12 protein-coding genes are annotated in these 20,825 nt (G+C 71.8%); 5 read left to right on the top strand and 7 right to left on the bottom strand.

Annotated elements, in window-relative coordinates; genetic code table 11:
* Positions 1–100 precede the first annotated feature (100 nt).
* From VM306_RS09065 to VM306_RS09045, 5 genes are all read left to right on the top strand, one after another.
* Positions 101–862, top strand: coding sequence for an ABC transporter ATP-binding protein (locus VM306_RS09065; RefSeq protein WP_325512962.1), 762 nt, complete (start codon positions 101–103; stop codon positions 860–862).
* Positions 859–2,208 carry a hypothetical protein gene (locus VM306_RS09060; RefSeq protein ID WP_325512960.1) on the top strand — a complete coding sequence of 450 codons (1,350 nt, stop codon included), beginning with the start codon at positions 859–861 and terminating at the stop codon, positions 2,206–2,208. The genes VM306_RS09065 and VM306_RS09060 overlap by 4 nt, the downstream gene beginning before the upstream one ends.
* A complete protein-coding gene (locus tag VM306_RS09055) occupies positions 2,205–2,798 on the top strand; it encodes a hypothetical protein (RefSeq protein WP_325512958.1) in 594 nt (197 codons plus the stop codon). Before VM306_RS09060 ends, VM306_RS09055 begins: the two co-directional genes overlap by 4 nt.
* A gap of 33 nt (positions 2,799–2,831) precedes the next feature.
* Positions 2,832–3,332 (top strand): hypothetical protein, encoded by a 501-nt coding sequence (locus VM306_RS09050; protein WP_325512956.1) that lies wholly within the window; start codon positions 2,832–2,834, stop codon positions 3,330–3,332.
* 227 nt (positions 3,333–3,559) lie between these two features.
* A complete protein-coding gene (locus tag VM306_RS09045) occupies positions 3,560–5,800 on the top strand; it encodes a glycoside hydrolase family 3 N-terminal domain-containing protein (RefSeq protein ID WP_325512954.1) in 2,241 nt (746 codons plus the stop codon).
* Here VM306_RS09045 and VM306_RS09040 read toward each other — a convergent pair.
* The 7 genes from VM306_RS09040 to VM306_RS09010 are packed head-to-tail and all read right to left on the bottom strand — an operon-like array spanning position 5,778 to position 20,671.
* Positions 5,778–6,554 carry a hypothetical protein gene (locus VM306_RS09040; protein WP_325512952.1) on the bottom strand — a complete coding sequence of 259 codons (777 nt, stop codon included), beginning with the start codon at positions 6,552–6,554 and terminating at the stop codon, positions 5,778–5,780. The genes VM306_RS09045 and VM306_RS09040 overlap by 23 nt on opposite strands.
* A complete protein-coding gene (locus VM306_RS09035) occupies positions 6,551–8,302 on the bottom strand; it encodes a class I SAM-dependent methyltransferase (protein ID WP_325512950.1) in 1,752 nt (583 codons plus the stop codon). The genes VM306_RS09040 and VM306_RS09035 overlap by 4 nt, the downstream gene beginning before the upstream one ends.
* Positions 8,299–9,426, bottom strand: a complete 1,128-nt coding sequence (locus VM306_RS09030; RefSeq protein ID WP_325512948.1) for a glycosyltransferase — start codon at positions 9,424–9,426, stop codon at positions 8,299–8,301. The genes VM306_RS09035 and VM306_RS09030 overlap by 4 nt, the downstream gene beginning before the upstream one ends.
* Complete coding sequence (locus tag VM306_RS09025) at positions 9,423–10,205, bottom strand: alpha/beta hydrolase (RefSeq protein WP_325512946.1); 783 nt, start codon at positions 10,203–10,205, stop codon at positions 9,423–9,425. The genes VM306_RS09030 and VM306_RS09025 overlap by 4 nt, the downstream gene beginning before the upstream one ends.
* Positions 10,198–10,458 (bottom strand): acyl carrier protein, encoded by a 261-nt coding sequence (locus tag VM306_RS09020; RefSeq protein WP_325512944.1) that lies wholly within the window; start codon positions 10,456–10,458, stop codon positions 10,198–10,200. The genes VM306_RS09025 and VM306_RS09020 overlap by 8 nt, the downstream gene beginning before the upstream one ends.
* Entirely contained in the window at positions 10,458–14,144 is a 3,687-nt protein-coding gene (locus tag VM306_RS09015) for a beta-ketoacyl synthase N-terminal-like domain-containing protein (RefSeq protein WP_325512942.1), read from the bottom strand. Before VM306_RS09015 ends, VM306_RS09020 begins: the two co-directional genes overlap by 1 nt.
* Positions 14,132–20,671 carry an SDR family oxidoreductase gene (locus tag VM306_RS09010; protein ID WP_325512940.1) on the bottom strand — a complete coding sequence of 2,180 codons (6,540 nt, stop codon included), beginning with the start codon at positions 20,669–20,671 and terminating at the stop codon, positions 14,132–14,134. The genes VM306_RS09015 and VM306_RS09010 overlap by 13 nt, the downstream gene beginning before the upstream one ends.
* Positions 20,672–20,825 lie beyond the last annotated feature (154 nt).

The following is a 20,825-nucleotide window of genomic DNA, read 5'->3' as shown; positions in this document are numbered from 1 at the left end:
ACAAAGGACAAAGTGACCCAGGCCACGGCGAACGGAGAACCGGGGAGCCGCCGCCACCGTCTTGCCGGTTGTAGGCGGAAATGACCTGAAGGAGAACAGGATGCGGGCGATCGAAGCCGACAGCCTGGTCGTGCGGGTGGGCGGCAGGCGTGGTGGCCGCAACGCGGTCGACGGCCTGGACCTGCGGCTCGGCCAGGGCGTGCACGGACTGCTCGGCCCCAACGGCGCGGGCAAGACGACGCTCATCCGGACGCTGGCGACGGTCCAGCGGCCCAGCGGGGGCTCGTTGTCCCTGCTCGGCACCCCGATCGACGGCCGGCTGCGGCCCGTCCGGCGCAGGCTCGGGTACCTGCCGCAGCACTTCGGCTTCTACAAGCGGTTCAAGGTCAGGGAGTTCGTCGAGTACCTGGCCTGGCTGAAGGAGATGCCGTCACGGGAGATCCCCGGCGCCGTCAACCGCGCCCTGGAACGGGTGGGGCTGACCGACCGCGCCGAGGACCGCATGAAGTCGTTGTCCGGCGGCATGGTCCGGCGCGTCGGCATCGCGCAGGCGATCGTCAACGAACCGGACGTCCTGCTGCTCGACGAACCGACGGTCGGGCTGGATCCCGCGCAACGGCTCAGGTTCCGCGAACTGGTGGCCGAACTGGGGCAGCGGTCCTGCGTGCTCATCTCGACGCATCTGGTCGAGGACGTCGCGGCGGCCTGCACGGACGTGGTGCTCGTGTCGGAGGGTTCCCTCGTGTTCCAGGGAACCCCGTCGGACCTCGTCAACGCGGGAACCCGGGACCACGTGGGCGACAGCCCGATCGAACGCGGCTACTCGGCGTTGATCAGCGCGAAGAGCGGGAGTGCCTGGTGACCGGGTTGCGCATCGAACTGCGGCGCTCGACCGCGCTCTGGGCCGGGCTGGTCGTCCTCGTCGCCGGCACGGGGATGCTGTGGCTGGTCACGTCGGAGAACGCGAGGTGGAAGGGCAACTCCACGTCGGCGCTGCTCGAGTTCCGCGTGCCGCTGGCCTACGTGTGGGCGCTCGTGGTCGGTCTCGCCGTCTTCCAGGGCATGCGGGACAGCCGGGCGCGCGTGACCGAGCTGTTCACCGCCACGTCCCGTCCTGGCTGGGTCCGGCTGGGGACGCTCGCGACCGCCGTGGCGGGCGTCGTCGCCGTGGCAGGGGCGCTGCTCTGCGCGGGACTCGTGGTGAAGGTCGCGCTGGGCGGCGGGTTCGTCTCGATCGGGTTCCTGCCGCTCATGCTGACCGTGGTGCTGGCACTGGCGTCGAGCGTGCTGCTGGGTCTCGCCATCGGGCGGCTGCTGCCGCACCCGCTGACCGTGCCGGTGGCGCTGGTGGCCACGTTCATGGTGGCGACCAGCGCCGCGCGGGCCCTGGAGTCGCGGTCCCCGGACGACGAGATCTCCCGTCTCGCGCTGCTCACGCCCGTCCTCGACCCGCCGAGCTCGGACCTCGTCACGACCTCGACGTCCGTGGACCTCGGACAGGGCGTGTGGTTCGCCGGCCTGGGCGTGGCGGCGTTCCTGCTGCTGGCGTCGCGGACCTGGGCCGGACGGCTGGCCGCGCTCGTCCCCGCCGCGCTGGCCGGGGTGCTCGCCGTGTCGATCCTGCCGGTGAAGCTCTCCGACGTGCTGGTGACGGACTCGATCGCGGGTGAGCTGGTCTGCGACGGCCCGGTGTGCGTGAGCCGGGCGCACGCGGACGCGCTGCCGGCGGCGGCCGCGGTGGGCGAGGAGGTGCTGGCGAAGCTCGCGGTGCTGCCCGGCGCGCCCACCGAGGTCCGCGAGGACACGTCCGCGATGGCTCACCTGTCCGCCCCGCAACGCAGCAGCAGGACCGTCTACGTGCCGGCGCAGGGCTATCCCAGGGTGCTCGAGATGCCGCCGGGCCAGATGCGGCTCGAGATGCTCGCCGGAGCGGGTGTGCCCACCTGCTCCACGCCCTACGCGCTCGACTCCCGGGACGCCATCGTGCGCTACCTGACCGCCGGCTACTTCAACGGCGGCCTGACCCAGCTCGCCTCCGACTCCTACCTGTGGAACAGCTCGCGGATGCGGGCCGAGCTCGACTCGGCCTGGCAGGCCCTGCGAGGCCAGTCCGAGCGGGAGCAGCTGAACCGGGTCGCGAAGGCACGCGAGATGCTGCTGGCGTGTGAGGACTCCGAGAGCATCCTCGCGACCCTGGCGGCGCGATGAGAGCGCTCACGTTGTACGCCCGGTCGCGCGGTGTGCCCGCGGCGCTCGTGGCGCTGCCCGTGGTGGTCTTCGCGGCGTGGCTGGCGCTGCGCTCGCCGTGGACACCGCTCAGCGCGTCGCTGACGGCCTTGGCCGGGGTGCTGGTCGTCACGGTCGGCCTCACGGGCCAGGACCCGGAGCTGGACGCCTCGACCGCCCTGCCGTGGCCGGTGTGGCGGTTCGGGCACCTGCTGCTGGCCACCGCGCTGGCCGCGACGGCGGTGCTCGGAGTCCAGCTGCTCGGAGTCCAGTTGCTCGGAGTCCAGCTGCTCGGCGACGCGCCGTCCGACGTCGCGTTCTTCGTGCGCGACGCGGCGGGCATGGCCGGTCTCGCCGGGCTGACGGCGACGGTGGCGGGCGCGCGGCTCGCTCCCGTCGCACCGGTGCTGTGGTGGGCGGTGAGCGCGATCATGCCGCCGGGCGAGTCGCTGTCCTGGCGGATCACCACGTGGCCGACGGGCGCGTCGGACGACCCGGTCACGACGTGGACCGCGGCGGCGCTGTTCGCGGCCGGGATCGCCGCCTACACGGCGCGCGGCGGACGTCGCTGAACCAGCCCGGCCGGCTGTCCGTAATCCACCCATGTGACCCGATTCGCCCTTGTCGTGTTGCTCGCCTTCCTCGGCGCCTGCTCCACCCCACCGGCGGAGGAGCCGGCCACCTCGGAGGAGCTGGAGGCCGCGTCCGGCCCCGTCGCCGGCCCGGCCGGGGTCCTCCCCGGCGACCTCGTGAAACTGCAGGTCCTGGACTCGAACGTGGGCCAGGTCGTCGTCGACCGCGAGCACAACACGCTCTACCTCGACACCGGGGACGGCACGAGCCCGCCCAAGCCGACGTGCGTGGAACCGGAGTGCGCGCTCGTGTGGCCGCCGCTGCTGGCCGCGGGCGGCAAGATCGAGGCGGTGGGCGTCGACCGGAACCTCCTCGGCACGGTGAAGCGCCCGGACGGCCTGGAGCAGGTGACGATCGCCGGCCACCCGGTCCACCGGTACGTCGACGACGAGGAGGCCGGCGACACCACCGGTCACGGCGTCGACGACCGCTGGTACGCCATCGCGCCGAACGGGGCCAAGGCCGTGAAGTAGCGCCGAAACCGAGCGCTGACAAGCCGTAACACCCACGACACCCACCGGAACCGGCTGTCCCCCGAGGGGCGGCCGGTTTGTCGCGTTCGGGTGAGTCGAGCGGCTTCTCAACCGATTCGTTTGTACCGGAAATCCCGAAACCGGTATCGCGCGGAACCGGTTTCAGGTATCAACTGTGAGAGCGCTCCCATAGACGCTGCCGCCGCACGAGCCCTCTCGGAGACCACATGGATCGCGACGACGTGCCCTACCTCGACGCCACGCTGCCCACCGCGGAGCGGGTCGCCGACCTCCTGGCCCGCATGACGCTGGCCGAGAAGGTCGGGCAGATGATGCAGCTGGACTCGAGGGAGGACCTGGACGACCACGTGCTGCGCAAGCACGTCGGCTCGATCCTGCACACCTCGCCCGAACGAGTGCTGCGCGCGCAGGACCTCACCACGCGGACACGGCTGCGGGTCCCCCTGCTCATCGCCGAGGACTGCATCCACGGCCACTCGTTCTACGAGGGCGCCACCATCTTCCCGACGCAGCTGGGCATGGCCGCGTCCTGGGACCCGGACCTGGTCGAGCAGGTCGCGCGCGTGACGGCGGTCGAGGCGGCGGCGACAGGCGTGCACTGGACGTTCTCCCCGGTCCTGTGCATCTCGCGGGACCTGCGCTGGGGCCGCGTCGACGAGACGTTCGGCGAGGACCCCGTGCTGATCGGCGAGCTCGCGGCCGCCATGGTCCGCGGCTACCAGGGCGACGGCCTCACCGACGAGACGGCCATCCTCGCGACCGCCAAGCACTTCGCCGGCTACTCGGAGACCCAGGGCGGCCGGGACGCGAGCGAGGCGGACCTGTCGCGGCGCAAGCTGCGGTCGTGGTTCCTGCCGCCGTTCGAGCGGGTCGCCCGCGAGGGCTGCGCGACGTTCATGCTCGGCTACCAGTCCACCGACGGCGTGCCGATCACGGTCAACTCGTGGCTGCTCGACGAGGTGCTGCGCGGCGAGTGGGGCTACAAGGGCACGCTCATCACCGACTGGGACAACGTCGGCCGCATGGTCTGGGAGCAGAAGCTGCAGCCCGACTACGCCCACGCCGCCGCGGCCGCCGTGAAGGCCGGCAACGACATGATCATGACGACGCCGCAGTTCTTCGACGGCGCGCTGCAGGCCGTCGAGGACGGGTTGCTGGCCGAGTCGGACCTCGACCGCGCCGTCACCCGCATCCTGACGCTCAAGTTCGACCTCGGCCTGTTCGAGAACCCGCGCAGGCCCGACGCGGAACGCCAGCGCGTGATGATCAACCACGACGACCACGTGGCGCTGAACCTGCAGGTCGCGCGCCGGTCGCTGGTGCTGCTGCGCAACGAGGGCGTGCTGCCGTTTTCGAAGTCCAAGGGCAGGATCGCGGTCGTCGGTCCCCTCGCCGACGACGCCCAGACGCAGCTCGGCGACTGGGCCGGCTCGTCCGGCCAGGCCGACTGGCTGCCCACCGGCCACCCCCGCGAGATGATCACCACGGTCCTCGACGGCCTGCGCGAGCTCTCGCCGCAGGAGGTCACCTACGCCCGCGGCGCCGACATCCTGACGCTGGAGCCGGACCCCGAGGGCGACACGTTCCCGGACGGCCAGCCCCGCCCGCCGGTCGTGAAGGCGTGCGCGCCGGACGCGGACCTGATCGCCGAGGCCGTCGCGGCCGCCGAGGACGCGGACTACGTCGTGGCCGTGGTCGGCGACCAGATCGAGCTGGTCGGCGAGGGCCGCTCCACCGCCACGCTCGAGCTGATCGGCGGCCAGGTCGCGCTGCTCGACGCGCTCGCCGGGACCGGCAAGCCGCTGGTCGTGGTGCTGCTCGCGTCGAAGCCGCTGGTCCTGCCCGCCTCCGCCCGCAACGCCGCCGCGCTGCTGTGGGTGGCGAACCCCGGCATGCAGGGCGGCCGCGCGATCGCCGAGCTGCTGCACGGGCTCATCGAGCCCAGCGGCCGCCTGCCGATCTCGTTCGCGGCGCACGCGGGCCAGCAGCCGACGTACTACAACCAGATCCGCGGCCAGCACGGCACGCGCTACGCCGACCTCACGCAGGAGCCGGCGTTCGTGTTCGGCGAGGGCCTGTCGTACACGACCGTCGAGTACAGCGACCTGCTCGTCGAGACGGCGGTGCTGCGTCCGGACGAGACCGTCAAGGCGTGCATCTCGCTCACCAACACGGGCTCGCGGCCCTCGCGCGAGACCGTGCAGGTCTACGTCAGCGACGCCGTCACGTCGGTGAGCTGGGCGGACAAGGAGCTCAAGACGTTCAAGCAGGTCGACGTGCGGCCGGGTGAGACCGTGAAGGTCGGCCTCGAGCTCCCGGTCGCCGCCTGCACGATCGTCGACGCGGACGGCAACCGGGTGGTCGAGCCCGGCGAGTTCGTCCTCCTGGTCGGTCCGAGCTCGAGGGACCTGCGCCGGGCCGAGTTCACCGTGAAGCCGCTGCCTTGAAGGGACCGGGGACGATCGTGAGGTAGCGGGGAGGGACCTCCACCGCCTTCGTGATCGCCTTCTTCACCGCCGGGACCAGGTCCGCGTCGACCAGCGCGACAGCGGGCCTGCCCGGCGGGTCCACCAGCATGCTCGCGCCGCGCGCGCCCGCGGCCAGGGCGGCGTAGACCACCGCGTTCTGCTCGGGGTCCGGGACCCGGGCGTGGTGGTAGGCCGTCAACGCCGCCCCGAGGTCCTCGGTGTGCGGGGTGTACGGCCGTTCCTCCTGCGGTTCAGGGCGCCGGATCCGCGTGTCGACCACGAGGAGCCGTTGACCGGGAAGATCGAGGTCGATGGCGGGCGACTCCTCCGGAAGACCACCCGCCAGATCGCGCAGGGCCAGCCCGACGGCCGTCCTCAGCGCCTCGCCGGCGGACAGGCCGCTCCCCTGCGGCAGGTCCACGCTGCACATCAGCGTGGCGCCGCCGGACTCCCCCGCCACCGGGGCCGCCCAGGCCGGGACCTCCCCGGACGGCAGCAGCGCGCGTTCGGCCGGCCGGTTCACCGACACCAGCTCGAGCCTGCCGTCGTCACGCCGGTCCCCCGCGACGATCGCACCCCACTTGGCGCGCACCTTGACGGCACCACCGAGCAGGTTCAGCACACCGGGCGCGTACCAGACGCCCTCGGCGGGCCTGCCGAACGTGCGCCGGAACGCGTGCGGCACGAGCCTGAGCTCCGGCGCGAGCTCGGGCCTGTCCGCGATGTCGGTCATGAGCTCTTCCTGGCCAGCAGCCGGTAGGCGTTGCCGTTGCCGGTGCGCTTCGCGAGGAACCGGTTCACCGTCTGGTCCAGCGCCATCGCGACGAAGAACGCCGGGATGCCGAGCGACCACACCAGGAAGCTGCGGGTCCTGCGCAGCCGGACGCGTTCCGGACGCCACGGTGCGGGCGTGCGGGGAGCGATGTTGCCGAGGAACAGCAGCAACGCGAGCGTGAAGTCGTTGCAGAGGTGGGCTTTCTCGCGCTCGGTGGCCACCGTGGTCAGTCCGCGGTCGGCCAGCGCGTGCTGCAGGTTGCCGATCGGCATCATGTGCTGGTGCTGCGGCTGGAACCACGGCATCCAGTACTGGCCGAACAGCTTGCCGAGACGCCATTCCGGGTCCGGCAGCTCGATCAGCAGGTAACCGCCTTCCGGCAGCACGTCCGCGACGATGTCGAGCTCCTCCCACGGGTCCCGCACGTGCTCCAGGTAGTGGTGCATGCTGATCACGTCGTAGCGGCCCTTGAGCTCGCCCGCGAACTCCTTGAAGCTGCCCCGGTACGACTGCTCGATCCGGCCCAGCCGCGCCGCCTCCTCGATGGCCGCGCCCTGGTCCAGCCCGTCGAACGCCGTCTCGGGCAGGACCTCCTTGGCGCCCAGGCAGAAGTGCGCGTGCCCCGATCCGACGTCGAGCCACCGCCGGGGTGTCGTGAACGGCTCGACCATCCGCGCCCGGCCGTAGTACGGCTCGGTCTTGCCCGAGAACACCGCCTCCGCCGACGTCTCGCCGAGACCGTCGTAGAAGTCGCGGTAGTAGAAGCCGAGCCCTTCCTCGGACAGCCGCGGGTTCTGCCAGACGTGTCCACATCGGACGCAGCGGTCCATCGTGAACGTGCCGGGCTTGCGCTGCACCAGGTCGTGCGCGGTCACCCAGAGGCGGAGGTCCTGGCTGCCGCACGACGGGCAGGTGTCGCGCCGTGCCTCGTGGAAGTTCCGGTCGCGGTTCTGCTCGTACCAGGGCGCGGCCTGCTCGAGGTGCGCGGCCTGGCGCTTCTCGGCCGTGGACTTCCTGCCCCCGGCCGTCTTGAACCACAGGTAGGGCGTGCGGACGACCCTCGGCACCCACAGGTCGCGCGGCCGCAGCGGCGTTCCGGCGAACACGAGGATCGGGTGTGCCCAATAGGCGGCGAGAGCGACGAGCCCCCACTGCCAGTGGGTGATCAAGGCGGCCGCCACCGCGGCGTAGCCGATGACCGAGCCCGCGATCCACAGCGACGGCCGCTTTCCCAGCTGCCGCAACGTCGCCGCGCGGTAGCCGAGGTCGTACGGCCCGGCTTCGAGCCCTGGCGCGACCGCGATGTCGACCTTCGCCTTGACGTGGTCCTTGACCCGCCGGACGAACGCCACGAACTCGGTGGGGTCGTCGCCGTCGACCTCCTCGGCGTACTCGTCGCGCACCAGCACGGCCTGCGAGGCGCTGACGCCGCGCGCCCACTGGTCGTCGCGGTACGCGCCGGGGTCGAACGCCCCGAGCAGGTCCAGCGCGGCCACCGCCGGCAGGTCGCGCGGCACGAGGTCGACGAGATCCGCGTCGGACTCCCACGAGCCCTCGGGATGCACACCCGTGGCGTTGAGGAGCTTGTGCTCGCTCACACCCGGTGCGAGCACGCGCAGCTTGGACGCGCGGGAACGCAGGCGCAGCACGTCCAGCAGGACGGCGAGCACCACCAGTCCAGAAAGAATCGAGCCCGCGAGGATCACCCGGCCACCACCTTCTCCAGTCGGTCGGCGGCGGCTGCCGCGCCGCCCGCCGCCACGAACGAGTCCCGCACCAGTCCGGCGGCGGCCGCGTACTCCGGCTCGTCCAGCACGGACTCCACCGCACTGCGGATGTCGGCCGCCCGAGCCCGCGAGTAGGTCAGCCGCACCCCGGCGCCGGCGTCCACGACCTGCGCCGCGACGGTCGGCTGGTCGTCGCGGATCGGTGCCACGACGAGCGGCAGCCCGTGGAAGAGCGCCTCGCAGACCGTGTTGTGGCCGCCGTGGGTGACGACCGCGTCGAGGTGCGGCATCAACGCGAGCTGTGGCACCGACGGCACCATGAGGACGTTGGCGGGCGCGGTTCGCGGCGGTACGACCATGATCACCTGGAGGTCGAGGTCCGCGACCGCGTCCAGCACCTGACCGAAGAACCGCTCGCCCGCCGGGCCGTTGAGGGTGCCCAGCGAGACGAGCACCCGCCGTTGCCCGGTCAGCCGTTCCCAGGGGAAGCCCACCCGTTCGACGCGGTGCGTCAGCGCGGGTCCCACGAAGGCCACCTCCTCGCCGAACTCACCGCCCACCAACGCCTTCGAGCTGTAGACCAGCACGAGCCGGTCGGAGAACCTGATGTCGCCGCCCGCGAAGCCGTGCAGCAGGTCGCGCACCCAGGCGTCGACCTTCGGCATCGTCCTCAGTGGATTGATCAGCTCGGCGGACGTGCTGGCCGACGTCACCCACGGCAGACCGGCGTTTCTCGCCACCACCGGCCCGGCCAGCGCCTGCTGGTCGGCGACGACCACGTCCGGGCCGAACCGGTCGACCGCCTGGGACACCCCTGGCACCATCGAGTGCCCGAGCGGGAGGAGGAACTCCTCCCAGAAGAACTTGAGCACCGCCATCCCGCGCAACGCGAGCCACCGCTCCCGTTTCGCGCGGATGCCGGCTTCCAGGAGGTCGTCGATCGCCGGGAGGACGACCGCGTGGTCCGGCAGGAGTGGTGCGAGCGTGCCGGGATGGCCGACCCACGCGACGTCGTGCCCGCGCGCCAGCAGCTCGCCGCCGACGGAGGCGGTCGGGTTGACGTGGCCGGTCAGCGGCGGCACGACGAACAGGAACCGGCTCATGACGGCAACCAGTCGAACAGCACGTCGAGCAGTTCGGCCGTGGCCTCCCGCAGGACCGTGTGCCCGAGCCCGCTGACGACGTGCAGCCGGCACGACGGAATGCGTTCCCGGAGCTCCGCCGCCGCGCCGATCAGCTCGGACTCGCTGCCGTACACGCCGAGCACCGGGCACCGCACCTGCGTGAGGTCGAGCTTCGCGCCCGAGCCGAGGTCGTCGATCAGCGTGGTGCCGTTCAGCAGGGCGTGGGCGTTCACCGCGAGCTTCGCGATCTTGCGCTGTCCCAGGGCCATCAGCTGGTCCTGCGTGCGGTCGAACTCCAGACCCAGCGCCGCGACCGTCAACGTGTTGGTGATGTCCTCGAACCACGCGTCGCCGACCACTCCCCCGACGGCCGACTCGACGAGCACGACACCGCCTACCCGTTCGGGAGCCCGCACGGCCGCGTGCATCGCGACGACGCCGCCGTAGCTGTTGCCCAGCAGGAAGACCGGCTCGGTCACGCCGATGCCGTCCAGCACGGCGACCAGGTCCTCGGCGCTCTCCTCCGGCGTGTACCCGGAGGGCGGCCGTTCGGACAGGCCGTGGCCGCGCAGGTCGAACAGCACGGTGCCGAACCCGGCCTTGGCCAGGGGCGCGGCGAGCGTGTAGTAGAAGCTCGACAGGTTGTCCATCACCAGGCCGTGCACGAACACCACGGTCGGCGCGCCTGCTTTTGTGTCCACTGTCGGCCCGAGCCGCTGCACGTGGAACCGCAGCCCTCGGGCGTGAAGCTCAGACACGGGCCGTGATGTGGTCGACGAGCCGGCCGACGGACATCGCCATGATCTCGTCGATGTCCATGTCCGCGAGGAACGCCACGAGGTCGACGCCGTAATGCGCGTTGAGCTTGTCCGCCAGCGCGACGAACTCGATCGACTCCAGCCCCAGGTCGTCGCTGAAGGTGGTGTCACGGGTGATCTCCACGCCCAGCAGGAAGTCCGGCCCGACCACCTCGGTGACCATTTCGGCCACCCGCTGCAGCACCTCGTCCATCAGTTCTCCGTTCGCACGCGGGCTGCTGCTCCGCCTTGTTCCGACACGACTTCGACCCGTGGCACGGCGAAGGCGCCGCGCACCTTCCCGTCCGCGTCCACGGTCAGCTCCGCCGGGTAGACCGGCCCTGCGCCACGGCTCCACAGCCACGCGCGCACGGCGTCCTTCGCCGCGATCACGCGCAGGAGCCAGTCCCGTTGCGACGGCACGTCCAGTCCGCCGTAGTGCCGCCGCTCGGCGGAGTTCAGGTACCGGCGCATGATCAGGTCGCGAGTGGCGCTGTCCGACCAGTTCTCCCGGACGCCCAGCCACTCGCCGTCGCGGACCGACAGCATCTCGGTGCCCGGCTTCAGCTTGACCTGCCAGATCCGGTCGTCCGTGGTGAACCGGCGGGTGGTCCAGCCGGTGATCCGGCACCACAGCTCGCCGTGCACGGTCAGTTCGGCGTCGGCGACCATCTCCTGGGCGGTCACCTCGCGGATCCACGCCGTGCAGTGGACGTCGCTGTCCGGAGCCGGTCCGTGGAACGACACCTGCTCGATGCCGGTCGGCAACACCGTCTGGTCCTCGGTGCGGCTGACCTGCATCCAGTGACCGATCAGCTGCCCGGCGCTGTCGAGCAACGCTCCCGGCGCGGGCAACGGGGTCAGCACGCCCGCGATCCCGTTGTCCGCCAGGCAGTCGATCTTCGTGACGCCCGCGAACGCCGGTCCGTGGAACATCCAGTTGTCCGTGTAGAGCGCGCCCGCGGTCACCGGTGCCTCGCGGACCCCGTGGAGTTCTCCGCCGACCGGCTGGACCGGCTGCGGCGCCATGAGCACGACACCCTCGGCGTAGTCGCCGACCTTCACCACGACGCGGTCACGGCCCTCGGCGCGGGCGGAGATCCTCGCGGTCGTCGCGGGCAGCGCTGTGAGCCAGCGCTTGGCCCTGACCTGGGCGAAGCCGTGGACGGTGCCGCCGGTGAGCCGGCGGGCGGCGTCGGCGAAGACCTCCAGCAGACCGGTCGCGGGGACGATCGGGAAGCCGTCCTCGAGGTCGGGCCAGCCCGGCGGTTGCGGAAAGACCGAGTGGTCGACGAGCTCGGGCATGGTCCTGAGCGAGAACTCGCGGGTGAAGCCCACCTCGCTCGGGCTCGCCACGACCTCCTTCGGCCTCAACGCCCCCACCACCTCGCGCGCCACGGCGTTCGTGTGCGCGAGCAGCCTGTTCACCGCGGCCGACATCGGGCTGTCGTCCGCCACGAGCACGGGTCCGGTGCCGAGCGGGTCGACCGTGATCTTCGGTGTCCCGAGCCGCAGCTTCACCCGGTGCGCCGTGCCGCGCTTGAGCCCGAACGCCCACAACGCCTCCGGCGCGATGTCGGAGCCCACGGCGAGGTGCGGCCGGTCGGACAGCGTGTCGCCGACGAACCCCGGCAGGCTGCCCTGTCCGATCTGGACGAACGCGCGGAACCCCTGCCGGTGCAGGCGTTCCAGCAGCGGCCGGAATCTCACGGGCTCGACGAGGTGGCGCAGCACCAGGTCGCGGACCTCGCCGGCGGCCATGGGTTCGAGGGAGTTCGCCGACCACACCGAGATGTCCGGGGTGCGGACCGGCAGCTGGTCGAGCATCTCCCTGGCCCTGCCCAGGTAGGGCGCGAGCGCGGGGGTGTGGAAGCCGGTGCGGAACGGCATGAGCTGCGCCATGACGCCGTGGGCCTTGAGCGTGGCGATGACCTCTTCGAGCCGGTCGAGCGGGCCGCAGATCACCGACTGGTGCGGGCAGTTGTCGTGGCTGATCGTCACGCCGTCCGTCAGGTGCCGCTCCGCCTTGTCGGCCGAGCACCCCAGTGCGGCGTAGGCGATGTCGACGACCGCGACCGCGCCGGGCCCGAGCGCGGCGACGAACTCGTCGATGGTCGGGTAGATGCCGCCGACGACCATGGCGGTCCACTCGCCCATGCTGTGCCCGGCCAGCGCACCGGGTGTGATGCCGAGCGCCATGAGGTCGCGGGCCTCGCGGCGGCCGTCCTGCAGCAGCCGGACGGCGTGGTCGACGACCTCGCCGCTGAACTCGCGCTCGAAGCCGGGGAACAGGAACGCGACCTGGTCGGTGCCGGTCAGCAGCGGCTCCGGTGAGAACCAGATGTCGTGGCGGCCTGGCCACGCCTTGCCCTGGGCCAGCACGCGTTCGGCGAGCTCGAGCTTGCGGTCGTCCGGGTTGCCGATGGCGAGCCGGAACGCGCGGTCTGCGCCCGAGGTCCGTCGTTCCCTGAGCGCTGTGGCCAGTTCCCCGGCGGTGTCGGCGGCGAACGTCATGACGGGCTTGCGCGGCTTGGCGACCGTGTGGCCGTCGAGCACGGCGTGCGCGTTGATCCCGCCGAACCCGAACGCGTTCACGACCGCGCGGTGCGGGCCGGTCCACTCGCGGGCGGTCGTCACCGGGGTGAACCTCGTGCCGTCGAGCGCCGAATGCGGGTTCTCGACGTGCAGGGTCGGCGGCAAGGTGTTGTGGTGCAACGCCAGCGCGGCCTTGATCAGTCCGGCCATCCCGGCGGCGGGCATCGCGTGGCCGATCATCGACTTCACCGTGCCGATGCCGATCTCGTCGCCGTGCGCGCCGAACGCGGAGATCATCGTCCGCAGCTCGGCGGCGTCACCGGCGGGCGTGGCGGTGCCGTGCGCCTCGATCAGGCCGGGACCGTCGGTGCGGGGGTCGAGGTCCGCGCTCGCCCAAGCCCGTTGCACCGCAAGGAGTTGTCCTTCGGGGTTGGGCGTCATCATGCTGGTCGCCCGGCCGTCGCTCGCCGTGCCGATGCCGCGGATCACCGCGTAGACGCGTTCGTCGCCGACGTCTTCGAGACGCTTCAACAGGACCATGCCGACGCCCTCGGACAACAGCGTGCCGTCCGCTCCCGCGTCGAACGGCCGGATGCGCTCGCTCGGGCTCAACGCCCTGAGCTGCGTGAAGACGCTCCACAACGTCGGGTGGTGGCACACGTGCACCGCCCCGGCGAGCATGGCGTCCGCACGGCCCTCCTGGAGCTCGCGGACGGCGTGCTCGACGGCGACCAGCCCGGACGCGCAGGCCGCGTCGACCGTGTACGCCGTGCCCCTGAGGTCGAACCGGTTCGCGATCCGCGACGCCGCCAGGTTCGGCACGAGCCCGATCGACGACTCCGGCTGCTCCGGCCCGAGCCGGTCCCGGATCGCCTGGCGGACGGTGTCCAGCTCCGTCCCGGCAAGGGTCGGGAACAGGTCGCGGACCACCGACACGACCTCGTCCGCGAGCCGCACGCGCTGGTCGAGGCGCGCGCACCCCGGCGTGAGGTAACCACCGCGCCCGACGACAACGCCGACCCGGTCCCGTGACGGCAGGACCGCCTCGCCGCCCGCGTCCGCGATGGCCTCCGCGGCCGTGGCGAGGGCCAGCAGCTGGTCCGGCTCCGCGCCGTCCACGGTGGACGGCATGATGCCGAACCTGGTCGGGTCGAACTCCGCGAGGTCGTCGACGAACCCGCCCCTGCGGCAGTAGAACCTGTCGCCGGTGGTGCTGTCCCGGTCGTAGTAGGTCGCCGGGTCCCAGCGGCCGGGCGGGATCTGCCCGATGGCGTCGACGCCGCCGACGATGTTGCGCCAGAACGTCGTGACGTCGGGGGCGCCGGGGAAGACGGCGCCGATCCCGACGATCGCTACGCCTCCCATCGGAAGACCACCTGCACGTCCTCACCGGCGGCGATCTCGTTCAGCAGCGCGTCCACGCCCTGCTCCGGCTCGATCAGCGGGATGCCGCGGCGCGCGTACTCGTCCGCGAGCCCGGCGGCCATGCCCGCACCGGCCCAGGGACCCCAGTCGACGGCGACGACCCTGCGCTGGACACCCCAGAACCGGGCCATCCGGTCCAGCGCGTCGTTGGCGGCCGAGTAGTCGGCCTGCCCGCGGTTGCCGAACACCCCGCTGACGCTGCCGAACAGCACCAGGAAGCCGTCGCGGAAGGCCTTGGCGCCGTTGACCTTCGTCGCCCACACCCGGTCGAACGACTCCTGCGTCTTGGCCTCGATCAGCCTGTCGTCCAGCACGCCGGCGCCGTGGACGACACCGTCGATGCGCCCGAACCGCGCCCTGACGTCGTCGAGGACCCGGCCCACCGCCTCGGCGTCGGTGACGTCGCACACGTGGTACCTGACGCTCGATGCCGTGGCGCGCAACCGTTCCAAGGTCTGACGCACTTCGCGCTCGGCGAGGACCTCGCGCGCCTTCGCGGGCACGTCGTCCTTCTCCCCCAGCTCGAACAACGCCCTCACCAGCTCGGGCTCGGTCGTGGCATGGCTCAGCCGGTGGTTCTCCGGCGCGACAGCGGTGCGGCCGATCAGCTCGATGTGGCACCCGGTCCGCTCGGCGAGCGCCGTCGCCGCGAGAGCCGTGATCCCCCGCGCGCCGCCGGTCAGCAACACCACGCTGTCGGCGTCGAGGATGAGGGGCTTGGCTTCGAGCTCGGCGGGAACCGCCTCGACGACCTGGCGCTTCCCGGCGAGGTAACCGACGACGGCCGGTCCGGGGCCGATCTCGGCGAGCAACGCGGTGGCGATGTCGCGGTGGCTCTCCTTGGTGTTGACGTCGACCGCGCGCACCACCAGGTCCGGGTACTCCAGCGCGGCCGTGCGGACCAGGCCGTGCAGCCCGATGTCCGCGGGCAGCTCGTCGGGCGTGTGGTCGAAGCCGAACGTGCCACCGCCCGTGGTCACCACGACGAGCGCGACACCGTTGGTCACACACGCCTTGACCTCGCTGAACGCCTCCGGCAACCGCGCGCCGAGCCGGACGACGACGTCGACGCCGGCCAGGTCGGCCGGGAACGACGGCTCGACGCGCGGGCGGGCGGTGTGGCGTTCGAGGAGGTCGGCGAGCTCGAGGCCGATGCCGTTGTCGTCGATGATCAGCACCGTCTTGCCGGTGAGGTCGACGGGCGCGGCGGGGTCCGCGGGGACGACCTGGGGAACGAGCCGGACGAGCCGGCCGGCCTTCGGTGCTTGCGGCGCGTCCGGCTCGGGAGCCGTGGCGGCCGGGGTGAGCGCGGGTGTCGGGCTGAGTGCGGGTGTCGGGCTGAGTGCGGGCGTCTTCCCGAACCAGGCGACGATCCCGTCGATGGTCTTCAGCTGTGCCAACTCGTCGACCGCGCCCACCGCGCCCAGCTCCGCCGCCAGTTCGCCGACGATTTCCGCGCGTTTGATGGAGTCGATCGACAGATCCGCTTCCAGGTCCAGGCCCGGCAGCAGCATCTCCTCCGGGTAGCCCGTGCGCGTGCTGATCGTCCGCAGCACAGTTGTCCGAATGTCACCATTCCGACAATCGGTGGCGCCGAACCAGCCGACCAGGCCCTCGATGGTCTTGAGCTGCGCCAGCTCGTCCACCGACCCGGTGGCACCCAGCTCGGCCACCAGCTCACCGACGATCTCCGTGCGCTTGATCGAGTCGATCGACAGGTCCGCTTCGAGGTCCAGCCCCGGCAGCAGCATCTCCTCCGGGTAGCCCGTGCGCGTGCTGATCGTCCGCAGCACCACCGCCGAGACGTCCTCCTGCGGCTTGACGACCTGCGCCTCCACCACCCGTGGCGGTTCGACGAGCGGAGCAGGGGCGGCCGGAACCGCGGTGCCGAGGTAGCTGAGCAGCACGTCGCGCTGGGCGCTCACCGCGTCCCGCATGCCGTCCAGGAACTTCTCGACGATCTCGTCACGCCCCAGCCCCGCTCCCACGCGCAGGGTCGGCAGCTCGGTCGCGGGCCTGAGCCCGCCGGGCAGTGCGTCGCCGTTCGCGTCCCGCACGAGACCTCCATCCACGTACCAGCGAGGCGGCGAAGGCACGGCCGTCGCCGGTTCGGCCCTGTCCTCGAACAGCGGTGCGGTGTCCACCTCGACGCCGGCCACCGCGAGCTCCGCCAGCGTGCGCAGGAACGTCACGTGGCCGTCGCAGCGCAACGCCTGGTGCGGGCGGTCGCCGAGGGTCTTGCCGACCAGCGACGTCAGCACGCCGCCCGGTCCCGCCTCGACGAAGATCCGTGCGCCCGCCGCGTACATCGACTCGATCTGCTCGACGAACCGCACGCGTCCGGCGAGCTGTGCGGACAGGCCGTCGCGCACGTCGACGTGCGGTTCGGCGGACACGTTCGACCACACCGGGAACGCCGTCTCCCCCAGCGACATGGCCGCGAGACGAGAAGCGAAGCGGTCACGCGCACCGGCCATGAGCGGGCTGTGGAACGCGGCGGCGACCGGGATGTCCTTCACCGGGAGACCGGCGGCGCGGAGCTCCTCCACAGCGCGGCGCACGGCCGCCGAAGGACCCGAGATCACGACCTGGTCGGGCGCGTTGTGGTTGGCCACCACGACATCCGGCGGCAACAAGGCCTCGACCGACGCCGGCGAAGCCGAAACGGCCGCCATCGTTCCGGGATCCTCGCCGACGGCTTCGAGCATCGCCTCTGCACGGGCGGCGCTCAGCTCCACAAGCTCCGCAGGCCCGAAGACGCCTGCCGCCGACAACGCGACCAGTTCGCCGTAGCTGTGCCCACCGGCCAGATCTGGCCGCACGCCAACGGATTCGAGCAAAGTCGTGACCATCAGACCGGCGATGCCGAGCGTCGGCTGCGCGTTGCGGGTGTCGGTGATCTCCGCGCGCTGCCGCGCCACGTCCTCGGCGGTCAGCGCGGCCGGCGGGTACATGACCCGCTCGTACCGCGCGTCCACGAAGTCCTGCAAGCGCGGGAAAGCAGTGACCAGGTCGAGCAGCATGCCCGGCCGCTGGCTGCCCTGGCCGGGGTACAGGAACGCGACCTTCGGCCGTTCTCCCCCGCGCAGCCGCACGACGTCCGACGAGCGCCACGCCTCGACGTCCGCCAGCGCCGCCCGCAGGTCCTCGTGCGAGCTGACCACGAACGCGGCCTGGACGGGTCCGGAACCGCAGGCCGCGGCCAGCGAACGCAACGGCACACGCGGGTCGGCCAGCGATGTCAGCCGGGTCGCTTCCGCTCGTGCGGCGGCCTGGTCGGCGCCGCGGATCAGGAACAGCTCGGCGGGCCACGCCGTGAGGCCGTGGCGTGGTTCGTCCGCGCCGGTGTAACCGGCGATCACCGTGTGGAAGTTCGTGCCGCCGAACCCGAACGCGCTCACTCCGGCGACGCGGTTCTTGCTCGCCCACGTGCGGTGGCCGAACGCGAACGGGCTGGTCCGCGCGTCCCAGAAAGCGTTGGGCTGCTTGACGTGCAGCGTGCCGGGCCGGACGCCGGTGTGGACGGCCAGCGCCGCCTTGATCACGCCCGCGAGACCGGCCGCGCACTTGGTGTGCCCGATCTGCGACTTCACCGAGCCGATCGTGCAGGTGCCGGGGTCGACGCCGGAGAACATCTCGGTCAGCGACGCGAGCTCGGTCCGATCGCCCACCACGGTTCCCGTGCCGTGGGCCTCCACCAGTCCGACGTCGGTGACGGGCAGGCCGGCGGAGGCGTAAGCGCGGCGCAACGCCCGCTGCTGGCCTTCGGGGCGTGGCGCGGTGAGGCCCATCGACCGGCCGTCGCTCGACGCGCCGATGCCCTTGACCACCGCGTAGACCCGGTCGCCGTCGCGTTCGGCGTCGGACAGTCGTTTCAGGACGACGCAGGCCACGCCCTCGCCGAGCGCGATGCCGTCCGCCGCCGAGTCGAACGTCGCGCAGCGCCCCTGGGCGGACAACGCCTTCACCGAGGCGAACATCTGGTAGTCGTGCGCGCTGTTGTGCAGGTCGACCGCGCCGCACAGGACCATGTCGCTGGTGCCGCCGACGAGTTCCTTGCACGCCACGTCGAGCGCGGCGAGGCTGGACGCGCAGGCCGCGTCGACGGTGTAGTTCGCGCCGCCGAGGTCGAGCCGGTTCGCGACGCGGCCAGCGATCACGTTGCCGAGCACCCCTGGGAACGAGTCCTCGGTCAGCTTCGGCAGGTGGTCGTCCAGGCCGCGGACTCCCAGGGCGGGCAACGCGGTGCGGACCGTGTAGGCGTTCGCGAGGTCGGCGCCGGCCTCGGCGCCGAAGATCACCGACGTGCGGTCGCGGTCGAACACGCGCGTCGCGTAGCCGGCGTCCCGCAGTGCCCGCGCGGACACCTCCAGCGCCAGCAGCTGCGCGGGCTCGATCGAGGTCAGCGACGCGGGCGGGATGCCGTACGCCAGCGGGTCGAACGCCGTGCGCGGGAGGAACCCGCCCCAGCGGAACGGGCTGTCGTAGCGTTCGGGCGACCAGCGGTCCGGCGGGATCTCGGTGATGGAGTCGGTGCCGGACAGCACGTTCGACCAGAACTCGGCCACGTCCCGCGCGCCGGGCATGATCGCCGCCATCCCGATGATGGCGACGTCCAGAGGTGCGGCGGTGGTCGCTTCCGCCTCGGACTCCGGCAGGACACCGGAGACGATGTCCTCGTGCAGCCGGGCGATCGTGGTGCGTTCGGACCGAAGAGTCGCGACCTGACCGATCATGAACATGCCCTCGCGGCGCTGCTCGTCCTCGCCGACCTCCTTGAGCACGCCCTCGTCGCGCACGAGGCCGCGGCTGGCGAGCCGGAGCCGTCCCAGGTTGAGCTGTTCGAGCCGCTCCCAGCTCTCCTGCTTCGGCAGGCCGGCGAGCTCGGCGCGCGCCCGCTCGAAGGTGTCCACATAGGACGTCTGGGCGCAGCGGACGGCATGACCGGGTGAGGTCTCCAGCAGCGCGGTGTCCTCGCACTCCAGCGCGACCTGCTGGAACACCGGCTGGATCGCGCCGTGCGCCACGGCTTCCTCGGTGAACAGGTAGGCCGTGCCCACGAGAACGCCGACGGCCGCGCCCCGTGCCGCGATCGGCGCCGTCATCGCGGAGATCATCGCCGCCGACCGCGCGTCGTGGATGCCGCCGGCGAACAAGGCGACGACGTCCTTCTCCCGTCCGCGCAGGACGTCGATCTGCTGCTGCCACAACGTGAAGCTGGTGCGGGGGCCGGTGTGCCCGCCGCACTCCGAGCCCTCGAAGACGAACTTGCGCGCGCCCTCGTCGAGGAACCGGCGCAGCAACGCGGGCGACGGGACGTGCAGGAACGCCTCGATCCCCGCGGCCTCCAGCTCCCGCGCCTGCGTGGGAGTGCCTCCGGCGACGATCGCGTACCTCGGCCGCACCGCCAGCACGGCCGCCATCTGCCGAGCCCGCAGCTCCGGCGGCGCGAAGCCGAGCAGGCCGACGCCCCACGGCCGGTCACCCAGCTTCCCGGCGGTCTGCTCGAGGAGCTCCCGGACCGCGTCGCCCTCCATCAGCGCGAGCGCGAGGAACGGCAACGCCCCGCCCCCGGCGACGGCCGCGGCGAACGCGGGCTGGTCGCTGACCCGCGTCATCGGGCCCTGCGCGATCGGGTAGCGCAGGCCGGGAACGGCGTCGCAGAACGGCCCGCCGGCCCGGATCGAACGGTGCTCACCCGCCAGGGTGAGATTCTCCCGAATACCCCGGTGAATTGCGCCGACGACTCCGCCGGCGGTCCCGAACGAAGTATGGTTTGTTTCGGCGAACGAACCTTCTTGGCCAATTTCGAGCGCGTTCTGCCGAACATGTACGCGCACCCCGCCGTTCACGACGGTGTCGGCCCCGTCCATCATCCTGACGGCGTTGACAAATTCGCCGGAAATATGTTTTCGCGCCTCGGCGACCAGGGCCAGCTGCCCTTCCAGCACCACTCCTCGCGCGCCACCGGCGACCGCCGCGGCAGCCGTGTCGGGGCCGATCGACCCGGCCACCCAGATCGGCAGATCGGTGAGCGCGAGCACCTGCTGGAGCAACACGAACGCGGGCGACCCACCCACTCGGCCGCCGGACTCGGCACCCTTCGCGATCAACCCGGTGGCGCCGAACTCGATCGCCGCAACGGCCTCCGCCACCGAGGTGATCACCGCGAGGATCCGGCGTTCACCCAGCTCAGCCATGTTCGGCACGGGCAGGGCGAGATCGACGACGACCGTGTCGACGGCATCAGGCAGAGCACCCGTCCAGGGTCCGCGCAGTCTCACCCCGAACGCGCGCGGGTGGCGGGCGGCGACGCGGGCGAGGTCCGCGGCGGCGTCCGGTCCGAGGTCGAGCACACCGAGTGCGCCCGCTCGTTCGGCCGCGACCACGAGGGCCGGGTTGGGGGTGCCGAAGGGACTCAGGCACAGCACCCGTTCACGATCCGACAGCATGTTCACTGCGCTCACTTCCTCACCCTGCAGGGGTGGGGAGAAAGGAATTCAGCTCGGTTCCTACTGGCCGGTACGGTTAGTGCTCAGTCACCGTACGCACAGATCGAAGGTGCCGTCGAGAGGGGTAGTGAAACTTTCTCATCTACGTAACCTGACGAATGACCCCAGA

Source organism: Lentzea sp., from assembly GCF_035525475.1.
GTDB lineage: Bacteria > Actinomycetota > Actinomycetes > Mycobacteriales > Pseudonocardiaceae > Lentzea.
Note: the sequence above shows the minus strand (reverse complement) of the source record. Positions and strands in the feature narration are given on the sequence as shown.

Bases quoted from the DNA above. Each gene is read 5' to 3' on its own strand.
- VM306_RS09040 (WP_325512952.1), bottom strand. From the start codon at position 6,554: ATGACCGACATCGCGGACAGGCCCGAGCTCGCGCCGGAGCTCAGGCTC.
- VM306_RS09065 (WP_325512962.1), top strand. From the start codon at position 101: ATGCGGGCGATCGAAGCCGACAGCCTGGTCGTGCGGGTGGGCGGCAGG.
- VM306_RS09045 (WP_325512954.1), top strand. From the start codon at position 3,560: ATGGATCGCGACGACGTGCCCTACCTCGACGCCACGCTGCCCACCGCG.
- VM306_RS09020 (WP_325512944.1), bottom strand. From the start codon at position 10,458: ATGGACGAGGTGCTGCAGCGGGTGGCCGAAATGGTCACCGAGGTGGTC.
- VM306_RS09055 (WP_325512958.1), top strand. From the start codon at position 2,205: ATGAGAGCGCTCACGTTGTACGCCCGGTCGCGCGGTGTGCCCGCGGCG.
- VM306_RS09015 (WP_325512942.1), bottom strand. From the start codon at position 14,144: ATGGGAGGCGTAGCGATCGTCGGGATCGGCGCCGTCTTCCCCGGCGCC.
- VM306_RS09030 (WP_325512948.1), bottom strand. From the start codon at position 9,426: ATGAGCCGGTTCCTGTTCGTCGTGCCGCCGCTGACCGGCCACGTCAAC.